The sequence below is a fragment of the Streptomyces sp. NPDC041068 genome (genome assembly GCF_040647455.1).
Taxonomy (GTDB): Bacteria; Actinomycetota; Actinomycetes; order Streptomycetales; family Streptomycetaceae; genus Streptomyces.
On sequence record NZ_JBEZCG010000001.1, the window covers coordinates 526,641 to 547,162 of the forward strand.

A 20,522-nucleotide genomic window follows, 5' to 3' on the forward strand; every position below is an offset into this window, starting at 1 on the left:
GCCCGATCACAACCAGCCGTTGCGCTGCGCCTGGAGTGCCATCTGGAACCGGTTCGCCGCGCCCAGGCGGGCCATCAGGACCTGGAGGCGGCGGAAGAGGGTGCGGCGGCTGATGCCCAGTTCGCGGGCGATGACGTCGTCGTTCGCGCCGCCCGCGAGGAGCCACAGCAGGCGGCGGTCGGCGGGCGGCAGGCCGCCGGGGCGGGTGGTGCTTCCGTGGAAGGGCAGGGCGTTCCGCCACGACTGCTCGAACAGCGCGATGAGCGCGGAGAGCAGGCCGCACGGCTGCACCACCAGCATCGTGTTGTGCACGTCGGCCTCCTTGATCGACAAGGACACGAGCGCGTACGCCTCGTCGATGATCACGAGTTTGACCGGCACGGACGGCAATACCCTGGCCTGCTCACCCGCGTTGACGACCGGCTCGATGGCATCCCGGAGACGGCCCGGGTGCTCCAGCGACTCCCGTGAGTACACGACGCGCTGCGTCACCCCGCGGGCGAGCGTGGCCAGCGCGTCGTCCGTGGCGCCGGGCAGGATGACGTACGGCGGTGACTCCAGCTGCCGGATCTGCTCGCGGGCGCTCGCCCACGCCTGACGGATTCTGGGGCCGACCGCCTCGCCGGTCACGACCTCGACGAGATCGGCGTTGTACGCGGCGAGCCGCTGCCGCCGGAACGACTCGAACGCGCCCCCGACGGCGATGCGTGACTCCTCCACCTCGGCCGCCCGGTGGCGCGCGAGGATCTCCAGGCCGGCGGTGGGCGGCACCGGGGCCACCACGTCCGAGCCCTCCTCGGCGGCGCTGGCCAGACCGGCGTCGACCAGTGCGCCGTACGCGGTGACGAGCTCCGCGCCGTCGAGACCGGCAGCCGGGCCCATCGCGCTCAGCGGGGCGGGCGCCAGGTCGAGCAGGGCCAGATAGACCTGGGCCGCCGCGGGTTCGAGCCCCAGGAGCCGCAGGGCCTCGCCGAGTCTCGCGTTCGTCATGGTCCCCATGTCCGCATTATCGACAGTATCGACGTCCGCATCATCGACGGTGCGGTGCGGGCCTTGGCCGATCTGTGCCAGTGACACTTCCTGGCCCTGCGCGCGTACGGCCAGGGATACCTTCCGTGAGCCGCCGATCACCGACGGCGGCGAGAGCACCCGCACTGGTACCCAGAGGAAGGTGTACGACGTGTCGAAAGGCCGGAAGAACGGTCTCTACGCAGGGATCTCCGAGGAACTGTCCGCGCTCATGCGGACCGGGTGGGCCGACACCGAGCGGCACGACCTGAGCCTCGACGAGCAGGCTCCGCACGCGGCCCGACGCCGCGCCGCCCTCTCCGCACGCTTTCCGGGCGAGCGCCTGGTCATCCCCTCGGGGAACCTCAAGGTCCGCTCGAACGACGACACCTACCCGTTCCGGCCGTACTCGGGCTACGTGCACATGACCGGGGACCGGACCCGCGACGGCGCGCTCGTGCTCGAACCCCTGGCCGACGGCGGCCACGAGGCGTACTGCTACCAACTGCCGCGCGACAGCAGGGACGACGACGAGTTCTGGATCGGCCCCCATGCGGAGCTCTGGATGGGCCGGCGCCGCTCGCTCGCCGAGTCGCAGCGCGTCCTCGGCCTCGCCTGCCGCGACGTCCGCACGGCCGCCGCCGACCTGGCCGCCTCCGTCTCCGCGTCGGGCGCGCCCACGCGGATCGTCCGTGGCATCGACCCGGCCCTGGAGGCCGCCGTCGCCACCGACGAGGAGCGCGACGCCGCACTCGAGGAGGCCCTCAGCGACCTCCGCCTGGTCAAGGACGACTGGGAGATCGGGGAACTGCGCAAGGCAGTGGACTCCACGGTGCGCGGATTCACCGATGTGATCGGCGAGCTCTCCGGGGCCGTCGCGTCGTCCGAGCGGTGGATCGAGGGCACGTTCTTCCGCCGCGCACGCCTGGAGGGCAACGCCGTCGGCTACGGCTCGATCTGCGCCGCGGGCGAGCACGCCACGATCATGCACTGGACGGACAACGACGGTCCCGTGCGCCCGGGGGACCTGCTCCTGCTCGACGCCGGTGTGGAGACGCGCAGCCTCTACACCGCCGACGTCACCCGCACCCTGCCGATCAGCGGTACCTTCACGCCCCTGCAGCGCAAGGTGTACGACGCGGTGTACGAGGCCCAGGAGGCGGGCTTCGCCGCCGTCAAGCCGGGCGCCGCGTACAGCGACTTCCACGAGGCGGCCCAGCGTCACCTGGCGGCACGCCTCGTCGAGTGGGGCTTCATCGAGGGACCTGCCGAGCGCGCCTACCAACTCGGTCTCCAGCGCCGTTTCACCATGGCGGGCACCGGCCACATGCTCGGCCTGGACGTCCACGACTGCGCGCAGGCCAGGAACGAGGGATACGTGGGCGGCGTCCTCGAGCCGGGCATGTGCCTGACCGTCGAGCCCGGCCTGTACTTCCAGCCCGACGACCTCACCGTGCCTGAGGAGTGGCGCGGCATCGGCGTCCGTATCGAGGACGATCTGCTCGTCACCGCCGACGGCCACGAGAACCTGTCGGCGGGTCTGCCGCGGTCCTCGGCCGAGGTGGAGGCGTGGATGGCCCGGTTCGCGGGCTGAGGGTACGCATGCCTGTGTCCCGGCCCAGGGCAGGGGCCGGGACACAGGAGCACCAGGTACGGGAGCACCAGGTAGGGGAGCTCAGCGCCCCAGGTGCTTGATCTTCTCGAACGGATAGCCCGCGACGACCACGACGATCAGGCCGTAGACCGCGACGGCGATCAGTCCGCCGGTGCCGATGGTCCGCTCGTCGTCCGCGAACAGGACGTTGCCGACCGGTATCAGCGGGGCGAGGCTGAGGATCGCCGCCCCCGTGCACCAGTGCGCGACCAGGCGGTTGGCCTTCTCCCGCAGCACGGGGTCGCGCTTGACCTCATCCGGCACCTCGTATCCGACGCCTCGGTCGCAGACCTCCCCGCGGTGGCCGACGCGGGCGGCCAGCAAGGTGACCACCGACAGCAGGACGAAGCAGCAGAGGATGAAGACGTACGCCATGAGTGTGCGGGCCCCGAATGCCTAGCGGATGTACTGAGTCGTACTCAGTGTCTAGCGGATGTACTTGATGATGAAGGCGGCCACCATGGAGACGGCCTTGTTCTTGACCCAGCCGGGCAGGAACTTCCAGACGACGCCGCCGATCTCGCCGCCGAGACAGCCGACGATGGCGTTCTTGACGTAGGTGCCCTTGCCGGAGAACTTGCCGTCGGCGACGTCGCTGAGCACCGACGTGGGGATGCTGGCGACGGCGCCCTTGGCACACCAGGCGGCGGCGCCGATGGCCACGGCGGCTATGGGGAAGGCCCGCGGACGGATCTCGCCGTCGTCGCCGCCCCCGCTCATGGCGTTGTTGAGCTCCGCCATCGCCTCGGGGCCCATGCCGTCCTCGATGAACCGCAGCTGCTCGGCGGTGATCTCGGGGATCTCCTCGGTGGCCGAGGCCGAGGCCGAGGCGGCGCGGGTCTCGGCGGCGTGGGCGGCCAGGGCCGGGGCGGCGCCCGCGAACAGGGCGCCCGCGGTGAGCGCGGCCACGCCCACCAGCGAGGCACGGCGGATCATGGGGCGCTGCTGTGTCGACATCACTTGGGTTCTCCCCCTGCCGCTCCGTCGTACGGGCGGCGTCGTCTCGGTTGTCGCGGCGGTCCTGTGGCGGTCCGCCGTCCGTGGCCGACGCCGCAGGTCGTGGGCGTTCCGGCCGGGGACCATGCTGGCCCCGGCGCCCGGCCGGCCGGTACCGCCCACCGGCCCCCTCCAGGTGGAGGGGGCGGAGCGCGTCCGGAGGGCATGGAGACGGGTTCACAGCGGCAGCTCGGCCCGGACGGTGAAGCCGCCGTCCGCGGTGGGGTGGGCGGCGACGCGACCGCCGACGAGGGCCGCGCGTTCCCGCAGCCCGGCGAGCCCGTGGCCGCCGGCCGGCAGGGCGGGCGCGGGCAGGTCCGTTGCGGGCGGCCCGTTGTTGATCTCCACCACGAGGACGTCCTGCCCCTCCGGAGCCAGGACGGACACCTGGACGGGGGCCCCGGGGGCGTGCTTGCGTACGTTGTTGAGCGCTTCCTGCACGATGCGGAAGGCGGCCGCCTCCAGCGCGGGGTCCCAACTGGCGCCGGGCGCCACGGCGATGTGCACGCCGACGTCGAGGAGGCTCTCGGCGGTGAGCCCGTGCAGATCCGTCAGACGGGTCCGGCTGACCGCGGCCGCCGCCGCGGCGTCGGAGCCGCGCAGTACGCCGACCATGTTCCGCAGCTCCTCAAGGGCACGCACGCTGTGCTCGCGCACGAGGTCGATGTCCGCCCGCCGCTCGTTGTCGCGTTCGGTGGCGCTGAGCGCACCGGACTGGACGGCGATGATGCCGACGTGGTGCGAGACGGTGTCGTGCATGTCGCGGGCGAGACGGGCGCGTTCGCGGGTCACCGCGCGCTGGGACTCCAGCCACTGCTCGCGGTGCTGGGTGGCCGCCAGGTCCGCGAGGCGGTGCCTGAGCTCGTCGCGGGTCCTGACGAGCAGCCCGAGGACGATCGGGCCGAGGGTGAGCAGCCCGGCCCCCTCGACCATCGTGAGGACCTCGGGCCGGGAGTGGTCGAGGAGCGCGCCCGGCGGCCAGGGCACCAGCGCGGCGACGAACAGCAGCACGCCGCAGCCCCAGAGCACCCGGGGCGAGGCACGGCAGGCCACCACGAACATGGCGAGGACGGCGGGCAGCCACAGGTACTCGGTGACGGTGGCGGGCAGCGCCACGGCCAGGGTGCTCAGCGGGAAGCGGTGGCGCATCGGCAGTGCGAGCAGCGCCGCCGAGCAGACGGCGAGGCCGAGGGCGTCGAAGGTCCCCGCGACGGTGAGCAGTTCGGCGCAGGCCAGCAGCGCGACCCCGCGCTCGGCGGTGCGGCGGTCGACCCTCATCGTCTCGCGGCGCCGCCGACGACGGCCGGGTCCGAGGGCACCAGACCGAGCCGGTGAGCGTGCACGGCGGCCTGGACGCGGTTGGCGACCCCGAACTTCACCAGGAGGGCGCTGACATGGTCCTTTACCGTGGTCGTGCCGATGAAGAGCCGCTGCCCGATCTCGGTGTTGGAGAGACCTTCGGCGACCAGCACGAGCACGTCGCGTTCGCGGTCGGTGAGCTCGGGTCCCGCCGGCTCGGGCCCGGACAGAGGCGTACGCGGGGGAAGGGACCCCGCGTCCCGGGCCGCGGAATCCGCGTAGTGACGCACGACCGTCCGCGCGAGCCGGGGCGCGAGAACGCTGCCGCCCCGGGCCAACTCCTTGACCGCGTACTCCAGTTGGGCCGGTGGGGTGTCCTTGAGCAGAAAGCCCGTGGCGCCTCCGCGCAGCGCGGCGTCCAGGTGCTCGTCGGCGTCGAAGGTGGTGAGCAGGGCGACGGCGGGCGGCGCGGCGAGCGACCGCAGATCACCGAGGACCGTCAGACCGTCCCGGTCGGGCATCCGCAGGTCGAGCAGCACCACGTCCGGCCGGTGCCGCACGGCCTCCTCGGCGGCCGCGGGGCCGGAGCACACCGCGACCACGTCGAGACCGTCGAAGGTCTCGAGGATGCGCCGGAGTCCCTCCCTCACCAGAATCTCGTCGTCCACCACCATCACGCGTACGGCAGATCCGCTCACTTCGGTAGGCCCCCCATCGAACCCGGACAAGACGCCCCAGCATAACCACACGTTTTTACGTGCTCTTTAGGCTGGGTCGGGGGTGCGTTCCTGGGCTCGGTCGGGGGCGCGAGAAGGCGGCGGGCGGACCGTCAGCCGCCGCGGCGCGTCCGGGCCGCCTTGCGGGCCTCGGCGAGCTTGCGCGCCTCGGCGGACTTGCGGGACTTGCCGCCGGTGCCGCGGGAGGCGTCCTTGCTGGTGCCGATGCCGCGGAAGGGGGCGTTGTGGTTCTTGGTCCTGGCCGTGGCGGGCCCGCCGTCGAGCGGGGTGCCGGACGGCGCCTTGGCCCCGGTGATCCGGCTCAGCTCCGCCTCGCCCGAGCGGACCTTGGTGACGGTCGCCTCGACGCCCGCCTCGGCCATCAGCTCGCTCGTCGCGCGGCGCTGGCCCGACAGCACCAGCGTGACGACGCGGCCGGACGCGCCCGCCCGTGCGGTGCGGCCCGCGCGGTGCAGATAGTTCTTGGGGTCGGTGGGCGGGTCGACGTTCACCACGAGGTCGAGGTCGTCCACGTGCAGGCCGCGGGCCGCGACCTCGGTGGCCACGAGCGCCGTGATCGCGCCGCTCTTGAACTGCGCCAGGGTCTTGGTGCGCTGCGGCTGGGACTTGCCGCTGTGCAGGGCAGCGGCGTGCACCCCGCTGGCCCGCAGATGCCGGGTGAGCTGGTCGACGGCGTGCTTGGTGTCCAGGAACAGCAGGACGCGGCCGTCGCGCGCGGCGATCTCCGTGGTGACGGCGTACCGGTCGGGGCCGTGGACGACCAGCACGTGGTGGTCCATCGTCGTGACCGCGCCCGCGGACGGGTCGACCTCGTGGACGGCGGGGTCGTGGAGGTAGCGCCGGACGAGGTCGTCGACGTCCTGGTCCAGGGTGGCCGAGAACAGCAGGCGCTGACCCTCGGGGTGCACCTGGTCGAGCGCCTCGGTGACCTGCGGCAGGAAGCCCAGGTCGCACATCTGGTCGGCCTCGTCGAGGACGGTGATCCGGACCCGCCCCAGGCGGCAGGCCTTGCGGTCGACGAGGTCGTGCAGGCGGCCTGGCGTGGCCACGACGACCTCGGCACCGTCGCGCAGCGCGGCGATCTGCCGGCCGATCGACATGCCGCCGACGACGGTGGCGATGCGCAGCCGGAGTGCTTCCGCGTACGGGGTGAGGGTCTCGGTGACCTGCTGGGCCAGCTCCCGGGTGGGCGCAAGGATCAGGGCGAGCGGCTGCTTCGACTCCGCGCGCCGCCCCGCCGTCCGCGCCAGCAGCGGCAGACCGAAGGCGAGCGTCTTGCCCGATCCGGTGCGCCCGCGCCCCAGGACGTCGCGGCCCGCGAGGGCGCTCGGCAGTGTGGCGGCCTGGATCGGGAAGGGCTCCCGCACGCCCCGCTCGGTGAGCGTGCGCAGCAGCGCGGCCGGCAGCTCCAGCGCGGCGAAGCCGCCTTGCGGGGTGCTGGTGTGGTCCGGGTGGGCCATGGCGAGCCTTCCGTAGGGAACGTACCGAGGAAGGCCCGGCAGGATGACGTGGATGACGATGACGTGGCTGACGGGCGATGGACGCGGGGAGCCGGAGAGGCGTCATCGCGGGCCGTCGACCGTGCAAACGACTGAGGCTAACACGGAGTGACGGCATCGCTCCTGTTCAGAGGGGATCCGGTTCGGCGGTGCTCCGGTTCGGCCTCACTCCTGTTCGGCGGCGCTCCGGGTCTGCGGCGTCACCGCTGTTCACGCAGCCCCCACGGAGCCCCGTACTCCGTGAGCAGGTCCATCTACGCCGAACTGCCGCCCGACACCCACCCGCACATCGCCGCCACCGCGCGGCTGCTGGCGGGGCGGATGACGCACAGCGCGTATCCGGTCGTCCTCGATACGTTGCTGAGCAGTGCGGCACGGCGGCTGGTGCGTTCACGGCCGATCTAGGAGGCGTCGAAGGCCGAGCGAGAAGGCGTTCAGGGCCGAGCGAGAAGGCGTTCAAGGCCGAGCGAGAAGGCGTTCAGGGCCGAGCGGGAAGGCGTTCAGGGCCGGGCTAGGGTGATCGTCATGCGATGGGGGGATCACTCGGTACTCGTTCGGTGCACCGCCGCGGTGTACGTGATCGGATTTCTGGAAGGCGCGGCAGCGCACGGGGTCTTCCTCGTGCGGGGCGGTCTGGACACCTACAGCTACGCGCCGCTGCCGGTCCAGTTGCTCTTCCACGCACTCCTGGTGCTCGATCCGCTGGTCGCGCTCTTGATCGTCCGTGGCCGCCCCGGTGGGCCGTCGCTCGCCGCAGGGGTGATGCTCGCGGACGTGGTCGGCAACTGGATCGTCGCCCGGGACGAGGTCATGGCGCATCCCGGTACGTTCCTCCGTCCCGTGGGGCTCTTGCCGATCACGCTCTTCGGCCTCTTCGTCCTGTGTACGGCGCTGCCCCTCCGCCGGGCGCTGTCGTCTCCTCGGCGAAGCGCCGTGTGTCCAGGCGCAGCCGCCACACGTTGAGGCGGTGCGCCGCAGCGAGGTCGGCCTCCAGCGGGGACGGCGGGACGGCGAGGACCGGGCAGTCGGCGTGGGCGAGGCAGTAGCGGCTCACCGACGGGTGCAGCGCGCGGTGGAGGTGGCCGCGGTGCCCCGCGCCGACGACCAGGAGGTCGTCCTCCCGGTCGGCGGTCTCCACCAGGGCTCTGCCCGGGGTGCCGCGGGCCAGCAGGGCGTTGAGGGGAATGCCGGGGCCGTCGGGGAACACCTCGCGGAGCGTGGTGATCAGCGTGGTGCGGGCGAGGTTCTCCCAGTCCGTGGCCGCGTGCGGCGTGGCAGGGCCCCGGCGCGCCGTGAGCTCGCCGCCGGGCGGCTGCCAGGCCAGTACCGCCCAGAGCTCGCCCCGTCGGTGGCGGGCCTCGGCCGCGGCGCGGCACAGGGCCGCGCGGCTTCCCGGTGAGCCGCTCACCCCGACCACGACACGGACGACACGCGCCGCTGGAGCCACGTCGGAACCGGACATCGCATCCCCGTCCGTCAACTGCCGCCACGGGATGTCCCTTTGGACGTCCCTTTGGCGGTTCTCGTCACCACGTCGAAAGACCTCAGGCCGAAGGGCCCAGCCGAAGAGCTCAGCCGAAGGGCCCAGCCGAGAAGCCCAGCCGGAAGGCTCAGCCGAATGCCCAAGCGCCGCACGGCCATGAGGTCGCCCCATCCCACTCCCGCGCCCCCGGACTCGGCCAGCCCCGACGGCACTTCTTGGCGCACCCCTGACGCGGGCCGCCCCGCCTGACGCCCCGCCAGACGCCCGCCCGATGCACCGCCTTCGCCGAGCCCCCGTAACCATCGCGTCAGCGTCGCCGCGATCCGCGTCAGCGTCCCGTCAGGACGGCTCGGAGAGCGGGGGCGCACGGGCATAGCGTCCTCGGCAGACCCCGATCACCCGTCCCGCGACCGGGGCCAGGCTCGCCCCGAGCCTCACCGAACCATCCCGAGCGCATGCGAACCGCCTCGGGGCATCGCGTACGACCTCGGATCCTCCAGGAGGCATCCCATGGCAGAACTTCCCGTCCGGCAGGGCTCGTTCGGGCACGCCGCGCACCTGCTCAGCACCTCGACCGGCGCATCGGCGCAGGGGGCCGCCACGGCCACCGCAGAGGAGCTCTCGGTGTGGCCTGCCTCCACCGGTGAACCCCGCCCCGGCGACCTGACCGTCGGCGGCGTGGCGCTCTCCGAGGTCGCGGGCCGCTACGGCACTCCGGTGTACGTCCTCGACGAGGGCGAGGTCCGCCGCCGCTGCCGCACCTACCGGGACGCCTTCCCTGAGGCCGAGATCCACTACGCCGCGAAGGCGTTCCTGTGCCGGGCCATGGCCCACTGGGTGGAGGAGGAGGGCCTCGGCCTCGACGTCTGCTCCGCCGGTGAGCTGGAACTCGCGGTCGCCGCCGGCTTCCCGCCCGAGAGGATCGTCCTGCACGGCAACGTCAAGACACCGCACGACCTGAAGCAGGCACTGGCGTACGGCGTCGGCCGCATCGTCATCGACAGCCCCTCGGAGATCGCGCGGATCGCCGCGGCGGTCGGCCCCGACGGCACCCAGAAGGTGATGGTCCGCGTGGTGCCCGGCATCAGCGCGGGCGGCCACGAGAAGATCCGCACCGGCACCGAGGACCAGAAGTTCGGCCTGTCCATCTCCGACGGCTACGCCCAGCACGCCATCGCCCGCATCCTCGACCAGCCCCAGCTCGAACTGACCGGCCTGCACTGTCATCTGGGCTCGCAGATCACCGAGGTCGAGCCGTATCTGGCGGCCGTGTACCGCATGGTGGACCTGATGGCGTCCCTGTACGAGCAACACGGCGTGGTGCTGGAGGAGCTGGACCTCGGGGGCGGCCACGGCATCCCCTATCGCCCCGGCGAGCGGGCCATGGACCTCACCCGCCTCGCCCGCACGGTCCGCGCCGAGCTGACCGAGGCGTGCGCGGAGGCCGGGCTCACGGTGCCGCGCCTGATCATCGAACCGGGCCGGGCGATCGCCGGACCCGCCGGGGTGGCGCTCTACCGGGTCGTGTCCGTCAAGCACACGGGCGGCCGCGCCTTCGTCGCCGTGGACGGCGGCATGAGCGACAACCCCAGGCCCGCGTTGTACGGGGTGCGTTACGCGCCCCGGCTGGTCGGCCGTCGCGGCAGCGCGACCCCGGCTCCGGTCACGGTCGTGGGACGGCACTGCGAGTCCGGTGACGTGGTCGCCGCGGACGTCCGACTCCCCGACGACGTACGCGCGGGCGACCTGATCGCCGTACCCGTGGCCGGTGCGTACCACCTGTCGATGGCCTCCGGCTACAACCTGGTGGGCCGCCCGCCGGTGGCCGCCGTGCGCGACGGCCGTGCGCGTCTGCTCGTCCGCCGGGAGACCATGGAGGACATCCGCAGCCGGGACGTGGGCCTCTAGGCCCGCTCGCCGCTCGCCGCACGCCGCACGCCGCACGCCGCACGCCGCACGCCGCACGCTGCTCGCTGCTCGCCGCACGCTGCTCGCTGCTCGCCGCACGCTGCTCGCTGCTCGCCGCACGCTGCTCGCTGCTCGCCGCACGCCGCACGCTGCTCGCCGCACGCCGCATGCCCCGCGAGCCTCCCGACCTGCTGGAACTCCTCCTGCGCGAAGCGGACTTGGCCAGGGATCATGTCGCGATATAGCGTTAGTCCTGAAGTCGCGCCGTCGGCCGCGTCGGTTGCATCAGCTGAATCGGCCGCACCGCGCGAAGGCGTTCGAACGGGACGAGGACGGAATCATGTCAGGAGAGATCTCGCCCACAGGGAAGCGCTCCGAGGAATCCTCCGCCCCCGGCTCGTCGCCCGTCCTTCGGGCTTCCCACGCCGACCGGGACCGGGTGGTGGACGTCCTGCGTATCGCGGCGGGGGACGGCCTGCTGACCCCGGACGAGTTGGACGAGCGTCTGGAGGCCGCCCTCTCGGCGCGGACCATCGCGGAACTGGCCCCGCTCACCGCCGACCTGCCGCCCGTCCCGGCCCCGACCGGCGTGGACATGGCAGAGGTCAAGGACGTACTCAGGATCGACCGGAAGTTCGGCGTGGTCGAGCGCGTGGGGCGGTGGGTGGTGCCGCGCAGGATGGAGCTCGCGCTGGAGTGGTGCGACGTGACGCTCGACTTCACCGAGGCGGTGATCACACAGGGCACGCTGCGGATCGACATGGAGATGCAGGGCAAGACCCTGACGCTGGTCACCGGGCCGGGCATCGTGGTCGACGTCGACGCCCTGACCCTGGAACACAGCAAGGTGAAGATCCGCCAGGCCCCGGACTCCGGCGTGCCGATCACCCTGCGCGTGGAACTGGCCGGCACGAAGAGCTTCGGCCGCATCGTGGTGCGCCCCGCACGCCGTTCGCTCGGCCGACGACTGCTGGGCAGGCGGAGGTCCTTGCCGGCGGACTGAGGGGGCGGCGGGGTTCCGGCTCGGGGCGGACAAGGGCCCGCGAGCACGTGGAGGCGCCGGCGGGTCTCAGGCCGACTTGGGCCCGGCGCGGCGGGACCGGCCGCGCCCACCGGGCCGGAAGGGCGGCCCGACCGGGGCGGCGCGCAGGGCCACTTGGCCCCTGCCCGGCGCGCAGCCCTCGCGCGGACCCTGGAGTGCCGACGGCGGTCGGCGCCAGGGCGGCGGCTATCAGGAGCGCGACTGTCAGGAGAGACGGAGGGGAGCACTTCTGATAGCCGCTGAGGGAGACGGAGGCGGAGCGCTGAGCAACACCACGACCATGCTGGGGGCCCTGCCCGCGGAGCACCGCGAGCGGCTGATGAGGATCGCCCGTCAGGTGTCCTTCCCGGCCGGGGCGCGGATCTTCGAGGAGGGCGGTCACGCCGACCGGTTCTGGATCGTCCGTTCGGGAACGGTCGCCCTCGACATGCACGTCCCCGGACGCCGTTCGCCCGTGATCGAGACGCTCGGCCACGGCGAACTGGTCGGCTGGTCCTGGCTGTTCCCGCCGTACGTGTGGCAACTTGGCGCCCTGGCCCGGAGTCCCGTACGGGCCAACGAGTTCGACGCGCTGGCGGTCCGGCTCATGTGCGAGGACGACCCGGCCCTGGGCGCGGTCGTCGGCCGCTGGGTCGGCCGCGTCCTCGCCCACCGTCTGCAGTCTGCACGGACGCGGCTGCTCGACTTGTACGCGCCTTACGGCAGCGGAGGCGCGGTGCGGGGCTGACGGGCTGCCGGGGGCGGCCTGGGAGGCGACCGGTTGCCGGCCGGGGGTGCTGTTGACCGTCGGGCACTCGTGGTCCAGGGACAGTTCGCCGGCCAGGCGGACCTGGTGCACGTCGGCTCGGTCGCCGGGCACGGCCCGTTCCCCAACCGTTCGGTCTACTGCGCGACCACGTCCGCCGTGGCCCACCTGGCCCGCGATCTGCGCGCCGAACGAGGGCCTCGCGGCGTCCGCGTGCGGAACGTGGAACCAGGCGTCACCGTCATGGAACTCGGCGCGGACACGCGGGACGCCGAGATGCGGGACGCCGACGGCAGGGCTGACTGCCCCTCGCAACACAGTGGCTGTGTCCCGGGGGCCGTCACCTTTGAGTCCGAAGCATGGATACAACGACCGTAGTGTGGCTGACCGTTGGGGGAACTCTGCTCGGTGTGTTCGTGGGCGTCGCCGTGACGCTCGGGGTGCAGCGGTGGAGGTCGGCGCCGAAGGCGGCCTCGGGGGACAAGGACTCGGTACGGCAATCCATCATCGAATTCCACGGGGCGATGCGCGAGTTGGAGCGGTTGGCGGCCACGGTCGTGTCGCCGCAGCGGCTCTCCACCGTGCTGAAATCCGAGCTCTGGCGGACCGGGACCGCCCTCCGCTTCGCCGCGAACGGCGACGCGCGCACCCCCGAGCAGGTGTGCAAGGGCGCCGAGGCGTACGCGGATGCCGTGCACGCCTACGTGCTCGCCAACTCCGAGCGCCGCTCGGACGGGAGCAAGGAGAGACTGGCGAAGGCGACCCGCGACATGCGGCGCAGCCGCCAGGAGTTCACGGACGTGGCCCTGGCCCGGCGGGAGCCCGGCGGAAGCACCGGCCCGTAGGGGCAGGCGGTGCTCCCGTCACCGACGCACTCCGGAGACGGCGTGGTCCACGTACTCCCGTTCCAGACGGAAACCGGCGGTCCACGCGAGCAGCCGGCTCGGCCGGTCGAGCGTCGAGCAGTTCCAGCTCGGGATGTGCCCGCGGGCCCTGATGTCGTCGGTGAGGGCCGTGACGCAGGACAGCGCGAGCGCATGGCGGCGGTGGCCGGTGAGGGGCAGGGCGGCGACCTCCTCGTGCCGGGTGCCCCGGAAGTAGGCGCAGGCCACGGCCAGCAACTGTTCCCCGCGGTCCACCGCGCCCCACGCGTGCCCGGACGCGGCGAGCCCCAGCGGACCGCCCCAACTCGCCGAGATCCAGGCGGAGTCGGGGCCGAGGGCGAGCAGCGCGTCGGTGTCCGCGGGCTCCAGGCGGCGCACCCGGACGGCGCGCGACGAGGGCGGCGGCTCGTGCGGGGCGGCCTGCTGGGTCCACACCATCCGCTCGCCGGGAGTCACGTACGCGAAGGCGGCGCGGAGCGCGGGCAGGAAGCGGGCCGGGGCGTCGACGTGGGTGTCGGCCAGCGGGGCGAGGGCCTCGGCCGTGAGCCGCTCCGGCGTGCCGCGCAGCATCGCATGCCCGGCGCAGGTGACCGCGAGAGTGCGGGGGCGGTCGGCGTCGTCGGCCCACCAGTGACCGATGCCGGTGGTGAGCGCGTGCTCGGCGACGAGCGCGGGCCCCGGCGCGCCCGCGGAGAACCAGCGGTCGGACGTGGGCAGTTGAACGGGGGCGACTTCGATCACACGAACTCCTCGGACGGTTGCCGGGGTGCGCCCTGGGACCGGGCCGCTCCCGGCGGACAGGGAGAACTCAGGGGGTGGTGCGGCCGATCAGGACGTCCGCGAGCCTGGTGAGGCGCTTGACCGTGCGCTCCTCACCGGCGGCGGGCGCCGGGGCGACGCGCTCGGAACGGTCGTAGTAGGAACCGCCGACGATCTCCAGGGCCGGATCGCAGAGCCGCACCACGTGCTCGGCTCCCGCGGCGGGCGCGACGCCGTCCTGCGCGTACAGCGGGAGCAGCGCCGTGTCGCAGACGCCCGGATGCACCGAGACGGCCGTGACGCGCGGGTCGGAGGCGAAGACCGTGAGGGCCAGCTGGGACTGGGCGTAGGCGGCGAGCCGGGAGTAGCGGCGGACCCGGTTGGGGTCGGCCCACTGGATCGACGCCGTGCGGTGCAGCGACGAGGAGACGTTGACCACGCGGCCGCCGGGGTCGCCGGCCAGGGCCGGTTCGAGAAGGCACGTCAGGAAGTAGTGCGCAAGGAAGTTGACCTGGAAGCCGATCTCGTTGCCGTCCGCCGTGACGGTGTGCCGCTCGGGCGGTGCCATGCCGGCGTTGTTGACGAGCACGTCCAGGCGCGGGTGTTCGCGGAGGACCTTGTGGGCCATGGCGGCCACCTCGTCGAAGACGGCGAAGTCGGCGGCGCACGCGCACAGGAGCTCCGCGTCCACATCCGTGGTGGCGATGAGCCGGTCCACGGCGGCGCGGGCCGACTCCGGGGTGCGGCCGTGCAGCAGAACGGTGGCGCCGCGCCGGGCGAGCAGCAGCGCCGTCTCGTGACCGATGCCCGAGGTGGCTCCGGTCACCAGGACCGTGCGGCCGTGCAGGGAGGTGGGCAGCGGGGATTCATGCATGGGGCTCGTCCATGGGGAGATGCACCGGGCCCGCCGGAGGCGGGCCGCGCGTGGATGGGGGAGAAGAGGCGCCGGAGGATGTCACGGCGCCTGATGAGGCGGCCGACCGAGAAGGAGCCACTCACTGTTCACGTCACTCATCGAACTGGGCGGATGGGGCGCGGACAACCCTGTCGAGGGTTTCCATACGGGCCTCTGACGAGGGACGTCAGGCCCTGCGGTGCCGGCACCCCGGCACCGCAGGGCTGCTCCGCTGCTAGACATCTTCACCATGGGCGACCCAGCGACCCAGCGACCCGGCGACCCGGCGACCAAGGAGCGGCCGGTGCGCCGCTGCCTCCAGCTCATCGCCGGTTTCCCTGAAGCGGCAGGCGACCGGCAGTGTCCGGTCGCGCCCGGGACCCTTCTCCGCCCGCACGGCTCCTCTGTGAGCATCGTGCCTCCGATGGTGGCGGGCGGCTCAGGAGACCGGTATGCGTACGTGGCAGGAATGGACGGCTGCGGTGCGGCTGCTGTGGCGGGCCGGTCCCCGGCACACGGCAGGGCTCGCTCTGACCGTGGCAGGCGAGGCGCTCACCGCCCCGCTCATCGTCGTCGCGACGGGTCGGCTCGTGGGCGCGCTGCCCGGAGCCGTGGCGGCGGGCGCGGGATCCCCCGAGGCGCGGCACGCGCTGGTCGCGCTCACCGTGTTCGGCGCGCTGACCCTCGTACGCACGGGCCTGCGCTCCCTGGACGGCGGCCTCGCGGCGGTGCTGCGGCTGCGGGCCGCGAGCGCGGTGGAGGACCGCGCCATCGCCGCAGGGACGGGGCCGGACGGCATCGGACACCTCGAAGAGCCGGGCTATGCCGATACGTTGCGCCTGGCCACCGAGCCGGGCACCCGCGCCGACCAACTCGCCTCCCTGCTCCCGGAGATCGTGCGCCCCAGGCTCGAAGGCATCGGCCTGCTCCTCCTGTTGGCGCCCCTGGCCTGGTGGGCCCCGCCGCTGCTCGTGCTCGCGGCCGTACTGACGCACCGCTCCTATCTGCGCCTGTCGCGCCAAGTGCACGGCAGCATGGAGGCGGCGAGCGCGGTGATCCGCGAGGCGGGCTATCTGCGCTCCCTTGCCGTGGACCCCGAACCCGCCAAGGAGATACGCGTCTTCGGCCTCGGCGACTGGCTCGCCGACCGGATGACGGCCGTCTGGCAGTCGGGCATGGCCAGGGTCTGGGCCACCCGCGGGACGGCGGCGCGGCGAGCCTGCGCGGCCGTGGGGTTCGTCGTGCTCGCGGAGGGAGCGGTCCTGGGGTACGCGGCGTTCGCCGCCGCCCGCGGCGACCTGGACCTCACCCAGCTCGTCATCAGCGTCCAGGCGGCGCTCGGCCTGCCCGCGCTCGGCTGGATCGGCGACGACGATCTCATGGTGCGCGACGCGTTGTTGGGGTTGCGTTCCCTGGGCGAGTTGGAGCGGCGGGGGAGCAGCGAAAGTCCGGACGGCGGCGGCGTCTCGGGACGCCCCGCCTCGGCCGTCCGCCACCGAATCGCCTTTGAAGGCGTCGAGTTCACCTATCCCGGCACGGACGAGCCCGTGCTGCGCGGACTCGACCTGGAGATCCCGGCCGGGTCCTCCGTCGCGATCGTCGGGGCGAACGGATGTGGCAAGACGACGCTGATCAAGCTCCTCACGCGTCTCCACGAACCGGACGCGGGGCGCATCACGGCTGACGGGGATGGCGTGCGGGACTGCGACGCGCGGCAGTGGCGGCGGCAACTCTCCGTCGTCTTCCAGGACTTCGTGAAGTATCCGCTGACCCTGCGGGAGAACGTGGCGCTCGGAGCGTCGGCGTCGGGTGCCGACGGGGATACGAGGGAACTTCAAGGACCCATGGAGCGCGCCCTGGAGCTGGCCGACGGCTCCGATCTTCTCCGTACGCTCGGGGCGGGCTGGGACACCGTGCTCTCCCGGCAGTTCGCGGGCGGCGCGGACCTGTCCGCGGGACAGTGGCAGCGGGTCGCGCTGGCCCGCGCGCTCCTGGCGGCGCGTTCGGGGGCCGTCCTCGTCCTCGACGAACCCACCGCCCATCTCGACGCGAGGGCGGAGGCCGCCTTCTTCGAACGGTTCCTCACGGTGAGCGGCGGCGCCACGACGATCCTTGTCTCGCACCGCTTCTCGGGCGTACGCAAGGCCGACCTCATCCATGTCATGGACGGCGGGCGGATCGTGGAGAGCGGTACGCACGACGAGTTGATGATGCTCGGGGGCCGGTACGCCCGGATGTACCGGCTGCAGGCTGAACGGTTTCGCGACGGGGACGCCGACACTGTGCCTCCTGGCGCCAACTGTGCGCCTGTGGGCTTGTCTTCACCTTCGGCGGAAGACGCGGTGCCGGAGAACCCCTGCGACGTCCCTGAGGCTGCCGAACGCGGTCGGCGTGGCGTGCTCGACGCGCTGCGCACCCTCGTCGTCGGGTCCTTCCGGGAGTCCTGGAAGCTCGCCGTGCTGGGGCTGCTGCTCGTGCCCGCCGCGGCCGGACTCGCCGCTCTGCAGGCACTGTGGCTGAGGTCCATGGCCGAGGGTGCTCAACTGGGGCGCCTGGACGGCACGTTGACGGCGGCGCTCCTGCTCGTGGTCAGCCTCGGCGTGTGGGAAGCGGTGGAGCTGGCGGCCGTCGGAGCCAGGGTCGGGCTGAGCGAGCGGGTCGGCTTCGCCTTCGACCGGCTGCTCGCCCGGCTCGCCGCGGGCATCCCCGGGCTGCGCCACCAGGAGTCGCCCGCCTTCCAGGACCGGCTCCAACTGCTGCGCGACCGCACCCTGGCCATGGGGGCGCTGCTCAACTGGGTCCTCAACCTGCTCGAACAGCTCGGCGGCTTCCTCGTGACCGCCGTGCTGCTCGCCACCGTCCACCCCGCCCTGCTGGTCCTGCCGCTCGTCGGGGCCCTCGCCCTGCGACTGCAGATCTCCGCCCGCGGCGTCATCGCCCGCGCCCAGGACGCCACGGCCGCCGACTACCGGCTCGCCGCACGCCTGGCCCGCCTCGCCACCTCGCCCTCGGCGGGCAAGGAGCTGCGGGTCTTCGATGCCGGACCTGAACTACGGAAAAGGGTGCGGGAGTTGCGGAGTCGCGCCGATACCGTGCGAAGCCGGTCGCAGTGGCAGGTCGCCGCGATCGGCTGCGCGGGCGGGCTGCTCAACTCGCTCGGTCTGATCGGCGCGGTCGCCTTCGTCGTGCATCTCGCGGTGACCGGTCGCACCGGCCTCGGCGCCGTCCTGCTCGCCGTCGTCCTGGCGGGACGGTTCACCGGCCACGTCGGCGGACTCGTGCAGGCCACGGGCGCCGTCGTCGAACTCCTGCAGAGCGCCGAGCGGTTGCGCTGGCTGCGTACGTACGCGGAGCGGGCGAGCCTCGCGCCTGCGTCGTCGACCGCGGCGGCCGCACCCGCACGGCTGCGCCAGGGCATCGCCGTCGAGAGGCTCTCCTTCCGCTACCCCGGAACCGCCGTGCCCGCGCTCCACGACGTCGAACTGCGGCTGCCCGCAGGTGGAGTTGTGGCCCTGGTCGGCGAGAACGGATCCGGAAAGTCCACCCTGGTCAAGCTGTTGTGCCGGATGTACGAGCCGACCGGCGGGCGGATCACCGTCGACGGGGTCCGCCTCGACCTCCTTGCCCCCGAGCGATGGCGCGAGCGGCTCGGCGCCGCGTACGAGGACTTCGTACGCTTCGAGTTCGCGGTCCGTGAGACGGTCGGCGTCGGGGATCTGCCGCGGATCGCCGATCGGGGGGGCGGTTCTCGGGGCCCTCGGCCGGGCCGGTGCCGACGACCTGCCCGGCGCGCTGCCCGACGGCCTCGGCACCCGGCTGGGCAGCCGCTGGACACGCGGGGTCGACCTGTCGACGGGACAGTGGCAGAAGCTGGCGATCGCGCGGGCCCTGATGCGTCCCGCGCCCCTGCTGCGCATCCTGGACGAGCCGACCGCGTCCCTGGACGCGGAGACCGAGCACGCCATCTTCGAACGCTACGCGGAGGCCGCGCGCCGCCCGGGGACCGACGGCTCCGGCACCGTCACACTGCTCGTCTCGCACCGCTTCTCGACCGTACGCGGCGCCGACCTCATCGTCGTGCTCGACCACGGACGGGTCGCCGAGACGGGCAGCCACGAGGAACTCCTCGCCCGGCGCGGCCTCTACGCGCAGATGTACGGGCTCCAGGCGCGCGCCTACCGGTGACACAGGGGGGGGGAGCGCCGGCCTCGGCCGACGCTCCCCTTTCGTGCCTGTCAACTGTGCGTGTCACACACGAACCGCTACGCGGTGGAGCCCTGCGGCACCACCCACGCCGGGTCGCGGGGCTCCACCTTGTTGGCGAAGGCCACGAGTTGGGCGTACGCGGCCAGGTCGGCCATCGCGGACTGGATCCGCGTCAGCGCGGCGGCCGCGTTCGGCTCCTCGGTCCGCTCCAGCCACTCACTGATGAGCGCGGCAACGACGACGGTGCGCTCGCGCATGTCGTGGCAGATGGCGAGCGGGCCGCCCGTCCTGGCCTGCCGGGTGAACGCCTGCCACAGCTCGGCCGCGTGCGGCACCTCGCCGAGGCTGATGCCCGCGCGGTAGAGGCGTTCGAAGTCCAGCCTGCTGTACCAGTCGGCCGTCTCCTTGGTGAGGGTGCCCGTCGCGAGGATGTCGGCCACCTGGGCAAGCAGCCGGGCGGCGCCGCCGAGCCTGTCCTGTGCCGCGGCGGCGTACACGGCCGCGCCGGAGAGACCCTCGCTGTGCTCGGCGAGTTCGAGTGCACGGAACAACTCGCCGGTGGCGGCTGCCAGTTCGGTGCCCGCTGCCTGCGCGAGCTGCTTCTTGCCGCGCAGGTCCTCCTCGCTGAGGCTGAGGAGTTTGTTGCAGACGGCGCTCATATTTCGTTGCTCCTTCCGTTCCCGGTGCCGACGACGGCGGCGGGGGTCATGCCGAGGATGTTGATGACGGCGAGCGTCTGACCGTAGATCCGGATGCGGTCGAACGCGGTGAGGAACTGCCAGGCCAGGCGCTGCCAGTCGGCGGCAGGCGCCTCGTCGGCCCGCTCCGCGAAGCCGTCGAGCTCCGTCGAGAACCCGGTCAGCTCGGTCACGAAGTGGCCGTACGCCGCCTCGTCCCCGCCCGCTTCGTAGCGCAGCGCGATGGTCTCGACGTCGACGTCGTCCAGCTGGACCAGGTCCGACTCCCGCGCGGCGTCGAGCGTCGCGCGCACCGGGGCGGTGCCGCCGCCCGCGGCCCGCAGCCGCTCGTCGTGGACCGGGTAGAAGCCCAGCTCCTGGGCGATGCGGTGCGAGGTGCGGTACTCCACGAGCGCGGCCCGCACGGCCGCGGCCGCGCAGCGTACCCGAAGGGCGGCCTGGCGCACGTCGTTGAGTTCCAGGTCGGAGTGCATCAGGTGCAGTTCGCTGCCCGCCCGCATGAAGTGGGCGGAGCCGGTGGCGATGGGGCCGTCCACCCGCTCGTACAGGGACTGTTCGGCCACACTGCCGTCGGGCAGGCTGGGTGCTTTGTTGCAAACCCTGCTCATATGGGTCGTGTCTCCTTCGGCCATGTCGTTCGATGTGTGCGGTGTTGTGTGTGATGCGGTGGTCACCGCTCGGGGCCCGTCATCCGACGGGAAACCGCACC

Annotated in this window: 19 protein-coding genes and 2 pseudogenes; 9 read left to right on the top strand and 12 right to left on the bottom strand. The window is 72.8% G+C overall.

Features of this window, described 5'->3' with window-relative positions; genetic code table 11:
* Positions 1 to 6: 6 nt before the first annotated feature.
* Entirely contained in the window at positions 7 to 990 is a 984-nt protein-coding gene (locus AB0B50_RS02025; RefSeq protein WP_362325029.1) for a LuxR family transcriptional regulator, read from the bottom strand.
* A 190-nt stretch (positions 991 to 1,180) separates the two neighbouring features.
* On the opposite strand from AB0B50_RS02025, the gene AB0B50_RS02030 reads away from it, so the two are divergent.
* Positions 1,181 to 2,602, top strand: coding sequence for an aminopeptidase P family protein (locus AB0B50_RS02030; RefSeq protein ID WP_362324063.1), 1,422 nt, complete (start codon positions 1,181 to 1,183; stop codon positions 2,600 to 2,602).
* Between the two features lie 81 nt (positions 2,603 to 2,683).
* Here the strand turns inward: AB0B50_RS02030 and AB0B50_RS02035 are convergent, their stop codons facing one another.
* The 5 genes from AB0B50_RS02035 to AB0B50_RS02055 form a co-directional block, all read right to left on the bottom strand.
* Complete coding sequence (locus tag AB0B50_RS02035; protein WP_362324066.1) at positions 2,684 to 3,037, bottom strand: hypothetical protein; 354 nt, start codon at positions 3,035 to 3,037, stop codon at positions 2,684 to 2,686.
* Positions 3,038 to 3,088: 51 nt separating this feature from the next.
* Positions 3,089 to 3,619: a hypothetical protein gene (locus AB0B50_RS02040; RefSeq protein ID WP_362324069.1), complete on the bottom strand. Its 531-nt coding sequence runs from the start codon at positions 3,617 to 3,619 to the stop codon at positions 3,089 to 3,091.
* Positions 3,620 to 3,835: 216 nt separating this feature from the next.
* Positions 3,836 to 4,936: a histidine kinase gene (locus AB0B50_RS02045; RefSeq protein WP_362324072.1), complete on the bottom strand. Its 1,101-nt coding sequence runs from the start codon at positions 4,934 to 4,936 to the stop codon at positions 3,836 to 3,838.
* Positions 4,933 to 5,631: a response regulator transcription factor gene (locus AB0B50_RS02050; protein ID WP_362325032.1), complete on the bottom strand. Its 699-nt coding sequence runs from the start codon at positions 5,629 to 5,631 to the stop codon at positions 4,933 to 4,935. The genes AB0B50_RS02045 and AB0B50_RS02050 overlap by 4 nt, the downstream gene beginning before the upstream one ends.
* 155 nt (positions 5,632 to 5,786) lie before the next feature.
* Complete coding sequence (locus AB0B50_RS02055; RefSeq protein WP_362324075.1) at positions 5,787 to 7,154, bottom strand: DEAD/DEAH box helicase; 1,368 nt, start codon at positions 7,152 to 7,154, stop codon at positions 5,787 to 5,789.
* Positions 7,155 to 7,442: 288 nt separating this feature from the next.
* Between AB0B50_RS02055 and AB0B50_RS02060 the strand changes: the two are divergent.
* Positions 7,443 to 7,598: pseudogene (locus AB0B50_RS02060) on the top strand (TetR/AcrR family transcriptional regulator); the annotation flags it as partial.
* A 242-nt stretch (positions 7,599 to 7,840) separates the two neighbouring features.
* Here AB0B50_RS02060 and AB0B50_RS02065 read toward each other — a convergent pair.
* Positions 7,841 to 8,005: a hypothetical protein gene (locus tag AB0B50_RS02065; protein ID WP_362324078.1), complete on the bottom strand. Its 165-nt coding sequence runs from the start codon at positions 8,003 to 8,005 to the stop codon at positions 7,841 to 7,843.
* A gap of 44 nt (positions 8,006 to 8,049) precedes the next feature.
* Positions 8,050 to 8,655: a universal stress protein gene (locus tag AB0B50_RS02070; protein ID WP_362324081.1), complete on the bottom strand. Its 606-nt coding sequence runs from the start codon at positions 8,653 to 8,655 to the stop codon at positions 8,050 to 8,052.
* Positions 8,656 to 9,186: 531 nt separating this feature from the next.
* Here AB0B50_RS02070 and lysA point away from each other — a divergent pair.
* Entirely contained in the window at positions 9,187 to 10,584 is a 1,398-nt protein-coding gene (gene lysA, locus AB0B50_RS02075) for a diaminopimelate decarboxylase (RefSeq protein WP_362324084.1), read from the top strand.
* On the opposite strand, the gene AB0B50_RS02080 is transcribed toward lysA, so the two are convergent.
* Entirely contained in the window at positions 10,581 to 10,817 is a 237-nt protein-coding gene (locus tag AB0B50_RS02080; protein ID WP_362324087.1) for a hypothetical protein, read from the bottom strand. The two genes, lysA and AB0B50_RS02080, sit on opposite strands and share 4 nt — an antisense overlap.
* A 107-nt stretch (positions 10,818 to 10,924) precedes the next feature.
* Between AB0B50_RS02080 and AB0B50_RS02085 the strand changes: the two genes are divergently transcribed.
* From AB0B50_RS02085 to AB0B50_RS02100, 4 genes are all read left to right on the top strand, one after another.
* Positions 10,925 to 11,587: a DUF1707 domain-containing protein gene (locus AB0B50_RS02085; RefSeq protein ID WP_362324090.1), complete on the top strand. Its 663-nt coding sequence runs from the start codon at positions 10,925 to 10,927 to the stop codon at positions 11,585 to 11,587.
* A 319-nt stretch (positions 11,588 to 11,906) separates the two neighbouring features.
* Positions 11,907 to 12,353, top strand: a complete 447-nt coding sequence (locus AB0B50_RS02090; RefSeq protein ID WP_362324093.1) for a cyclic nucleotide-binding domain-containing protein — start codon at positions 11,907 to 11,909, stop codon at positions 12,351 to 12,353.
* A gap of 69 nt (positions 12,354 to 12,422) precedes the next feature.
* Positions 12,423 to 12,749, top strand: a complete 327-nt coding sequence (locus AB0B50_RS02095) for an SDR family NAD(P)-dependent oxidoreductase (RefSeq protein ID WP_362324096.1) — start codon at positions 12,423 to 12,425, stop codon at positions 12,747 to 12,749.
* Positions 12,731 to 13,216, top strand: coding sequence for a hypothetical protein (locus AB0B50_RS02100; RefSeq protein ID WP_362324099.1), 486 nt, complete (start codon positions 12,731 to 12,733; stop codon positions 13,214 to 13,216). The genes AB0B50_RS02095 and AB0B50_RS02100 overlap by 19 nt, the downstream gene beginning before the upstream one ends.
* An 18-nt stretch (positions 13,217 to 13,234) precedes the next feature.
* On the opposite strand, the gene AB0B50_RS02105 is transcribed toward AB0B50_RS02100, so the two are convergent.
* Entirely contained in the window at positions 13,235 to 13,996 is a 762-nt protein-coding gene (locus AB0B50_RS02105; protein ID WP_362324102.1) for a GNAT family N-acetyltransferase, read from the bottom strand.
* 67 nt (positions 13,997 to 14,063) lie between these two features.
* Positions 14,064 to 14,888: an SDR family NAD(P)-dependent oxidoreductase gene (locus AB0B50_RS02110; protein ID WP_362324105.1), complete on the bottom strand. Its 825-nt coding sequence runs from the start codon at positions 14,886 to 14,888 to the stop codon at positions 14,064 to 14,066.
* 1,400 nt (positions 14,889 to 16,288) lie between these two features.
* Here AB0B50_RS02110 and AB0B50_RS02115 point away from each other — a divergent pair.
* Both AB0B50_RS02115 and AB0B50_RS02120 read left to right on the top strand, forming a co-directional pair.
* Positions 16,289 to 18,571 (top strand): annotated as a pseudogene (locus tag AB0B50_RS02115) (ATP-binding cassette domain-containing protein); the annotation flags it as partial.
* A gap of 31 nt (positions 18,572 to 18,602) precedes the next feature.
* Positions 18,603 to 19,094, top strand: coding sequence for an ABC transporter ATP-binding protein (locus tag AB0B50_RS02120; RefSeq protein ID WP_362325035.1), 492 nt, complete (start codon positions 18,603 to 18,605; stop codon positions 19,092 to 19,094).
* A 676-nt stretch (positions 19,095 to 19,770) separates the two neighbouring features.
* Here AB0B50_RS02120 and AB0B50_RS02125 read toward each other — a convergent pair.
* The gene (locus AB0B50_RS02125) at positions 19,771 to 20,421 is read right to left on the bottom strand and encodes a hypothetical protein (RefSeq protein WP_362324108.1); all 651 of its coding nucleotides are present in this window, start codon (positions 20,419 to 20,421) and stop codon (positions 19,771 to 19,773) included.
* Positions 20,422 to 20,522: the final 101 nt, after the last annotated feature.

What these genes read in the sequence shown, in the direction of transcription:
- AB0B50_RS02100 (WP_362324099.1), top strand. Translation starts at nt 12,731, where the DNA reads ATGGATACAACGACCGTAGTGTGGCTGACCGTTGGGGGAACTCTGCTC.
- AB0B50_RS02080 (WP_362324087.1), bottom strand. Translation starts at nt 10,817, where the DNA reads ATGATCCCTGGCCAAGTCCGCTTCGCGCAGGAGGAGTTCCAGCAGGTC.
- AB0B50_RS02065 (WP_362324078.1), bottom strand. Translation starts at nt 8,005, where the DNA reads ATGACCTCGTCCCGGGCGACGATCCAGTTGCCGACCACGTCCGCGAGC.
- AB0B50_RS02035 (WP_362324066.1), bottom strand. Translation starts at nt 3,037, where the DNA reads ATGGCGTACGTCTTCATCCTCTGCTGCTTCGTCCTGCTGTCGGTGGTC.
- AB0B50_RS02045 (WP_362324072.1), bottom strand. Translation starts at nt 4,936, where the DNA reads ATGAGGGTCGACCGCCGCACCGCCGAGCGCGGGGTCGCGCTGCTGGCC.
- AB0B50_RS02055 (WP_362324075.1), bottom strand. Translation starts at nt 7,154, where the DNA reads ATGGCCCACCCGGACCACACCAGCACCCCGCAAGGCGGCTTCGCCGCG.
- AB0B50_RS02085 (WP_362324090.1), top strand. Translation starts at nt 10,925, where the DNA reads ATGTCAGGAGAGATCTCGCCCACAGGGAAGCGCTCCGAGGAATCCTCC.
- AB0B50_RS02050 (WP_362325032.1), bottom strand. Translation starts at nt 5,631, where the DNA reads ATGGTGGTGGACGACGAGATTCTGGTGAGGGAGGGACTCCGGCGCATC.
- AB0B50_RS02040 (WP_362324069.1), bottom strand. Translation starts at nt 3,619, where the DNA reads ATGTCGACACAGCAGCGCCCCATGATCCGCCGTGCCTCGCTGGTGGGC.
- AB0B50_RS02110 (WP_362324105.1), bottom strand. Translation starts at nt 14,888, where the DNA reads ATGCATGAATCCCCGCTGCCCACCTCCCTGCACGGCCGCACGGTCCTG.
- AB0B50_RS02025 (WP_362325029.1), bottom strand. Translation starts at nt 990, where the DNA reads ATGACGAACGCGAGACTCGGCGAGGCCCTGCGGCTCCTGGGGCTCGAA.
- AB0B50_RS02090 (WP_362324093.1), top strand. Translation starts at nt 11,907, where the DNA reads ATGCTGGGGGCCCTGCCCGCGGAGCACCGCGAGCGGCTGATGAGGATC.
- lysA (WP_362324084.1), top strand. Translation starts at nt 9,187, where the DNA reads ATGGCAGAACTTCCCGTCCGGCAGGGCTCGTTCGGGCACGCCGCGCAC.
- AB0B50_RS02070 (WP_362324081.1), bottom strand. Translation starts at nt 8,655, where the DNA reads ATGTCCGGTTCCGACGTGGCTCCAGCGGCGCGTGTCGTCCGTGTCGTG.
- AB0B50_RS02125 (WP_362324108.1), bottom strand. Translation starts at nt 20,421, where the DNA reads ATGAGCAGGGTTTGCAACAAAGCACCCAGCCTGCCCGACGGCAGTGTG.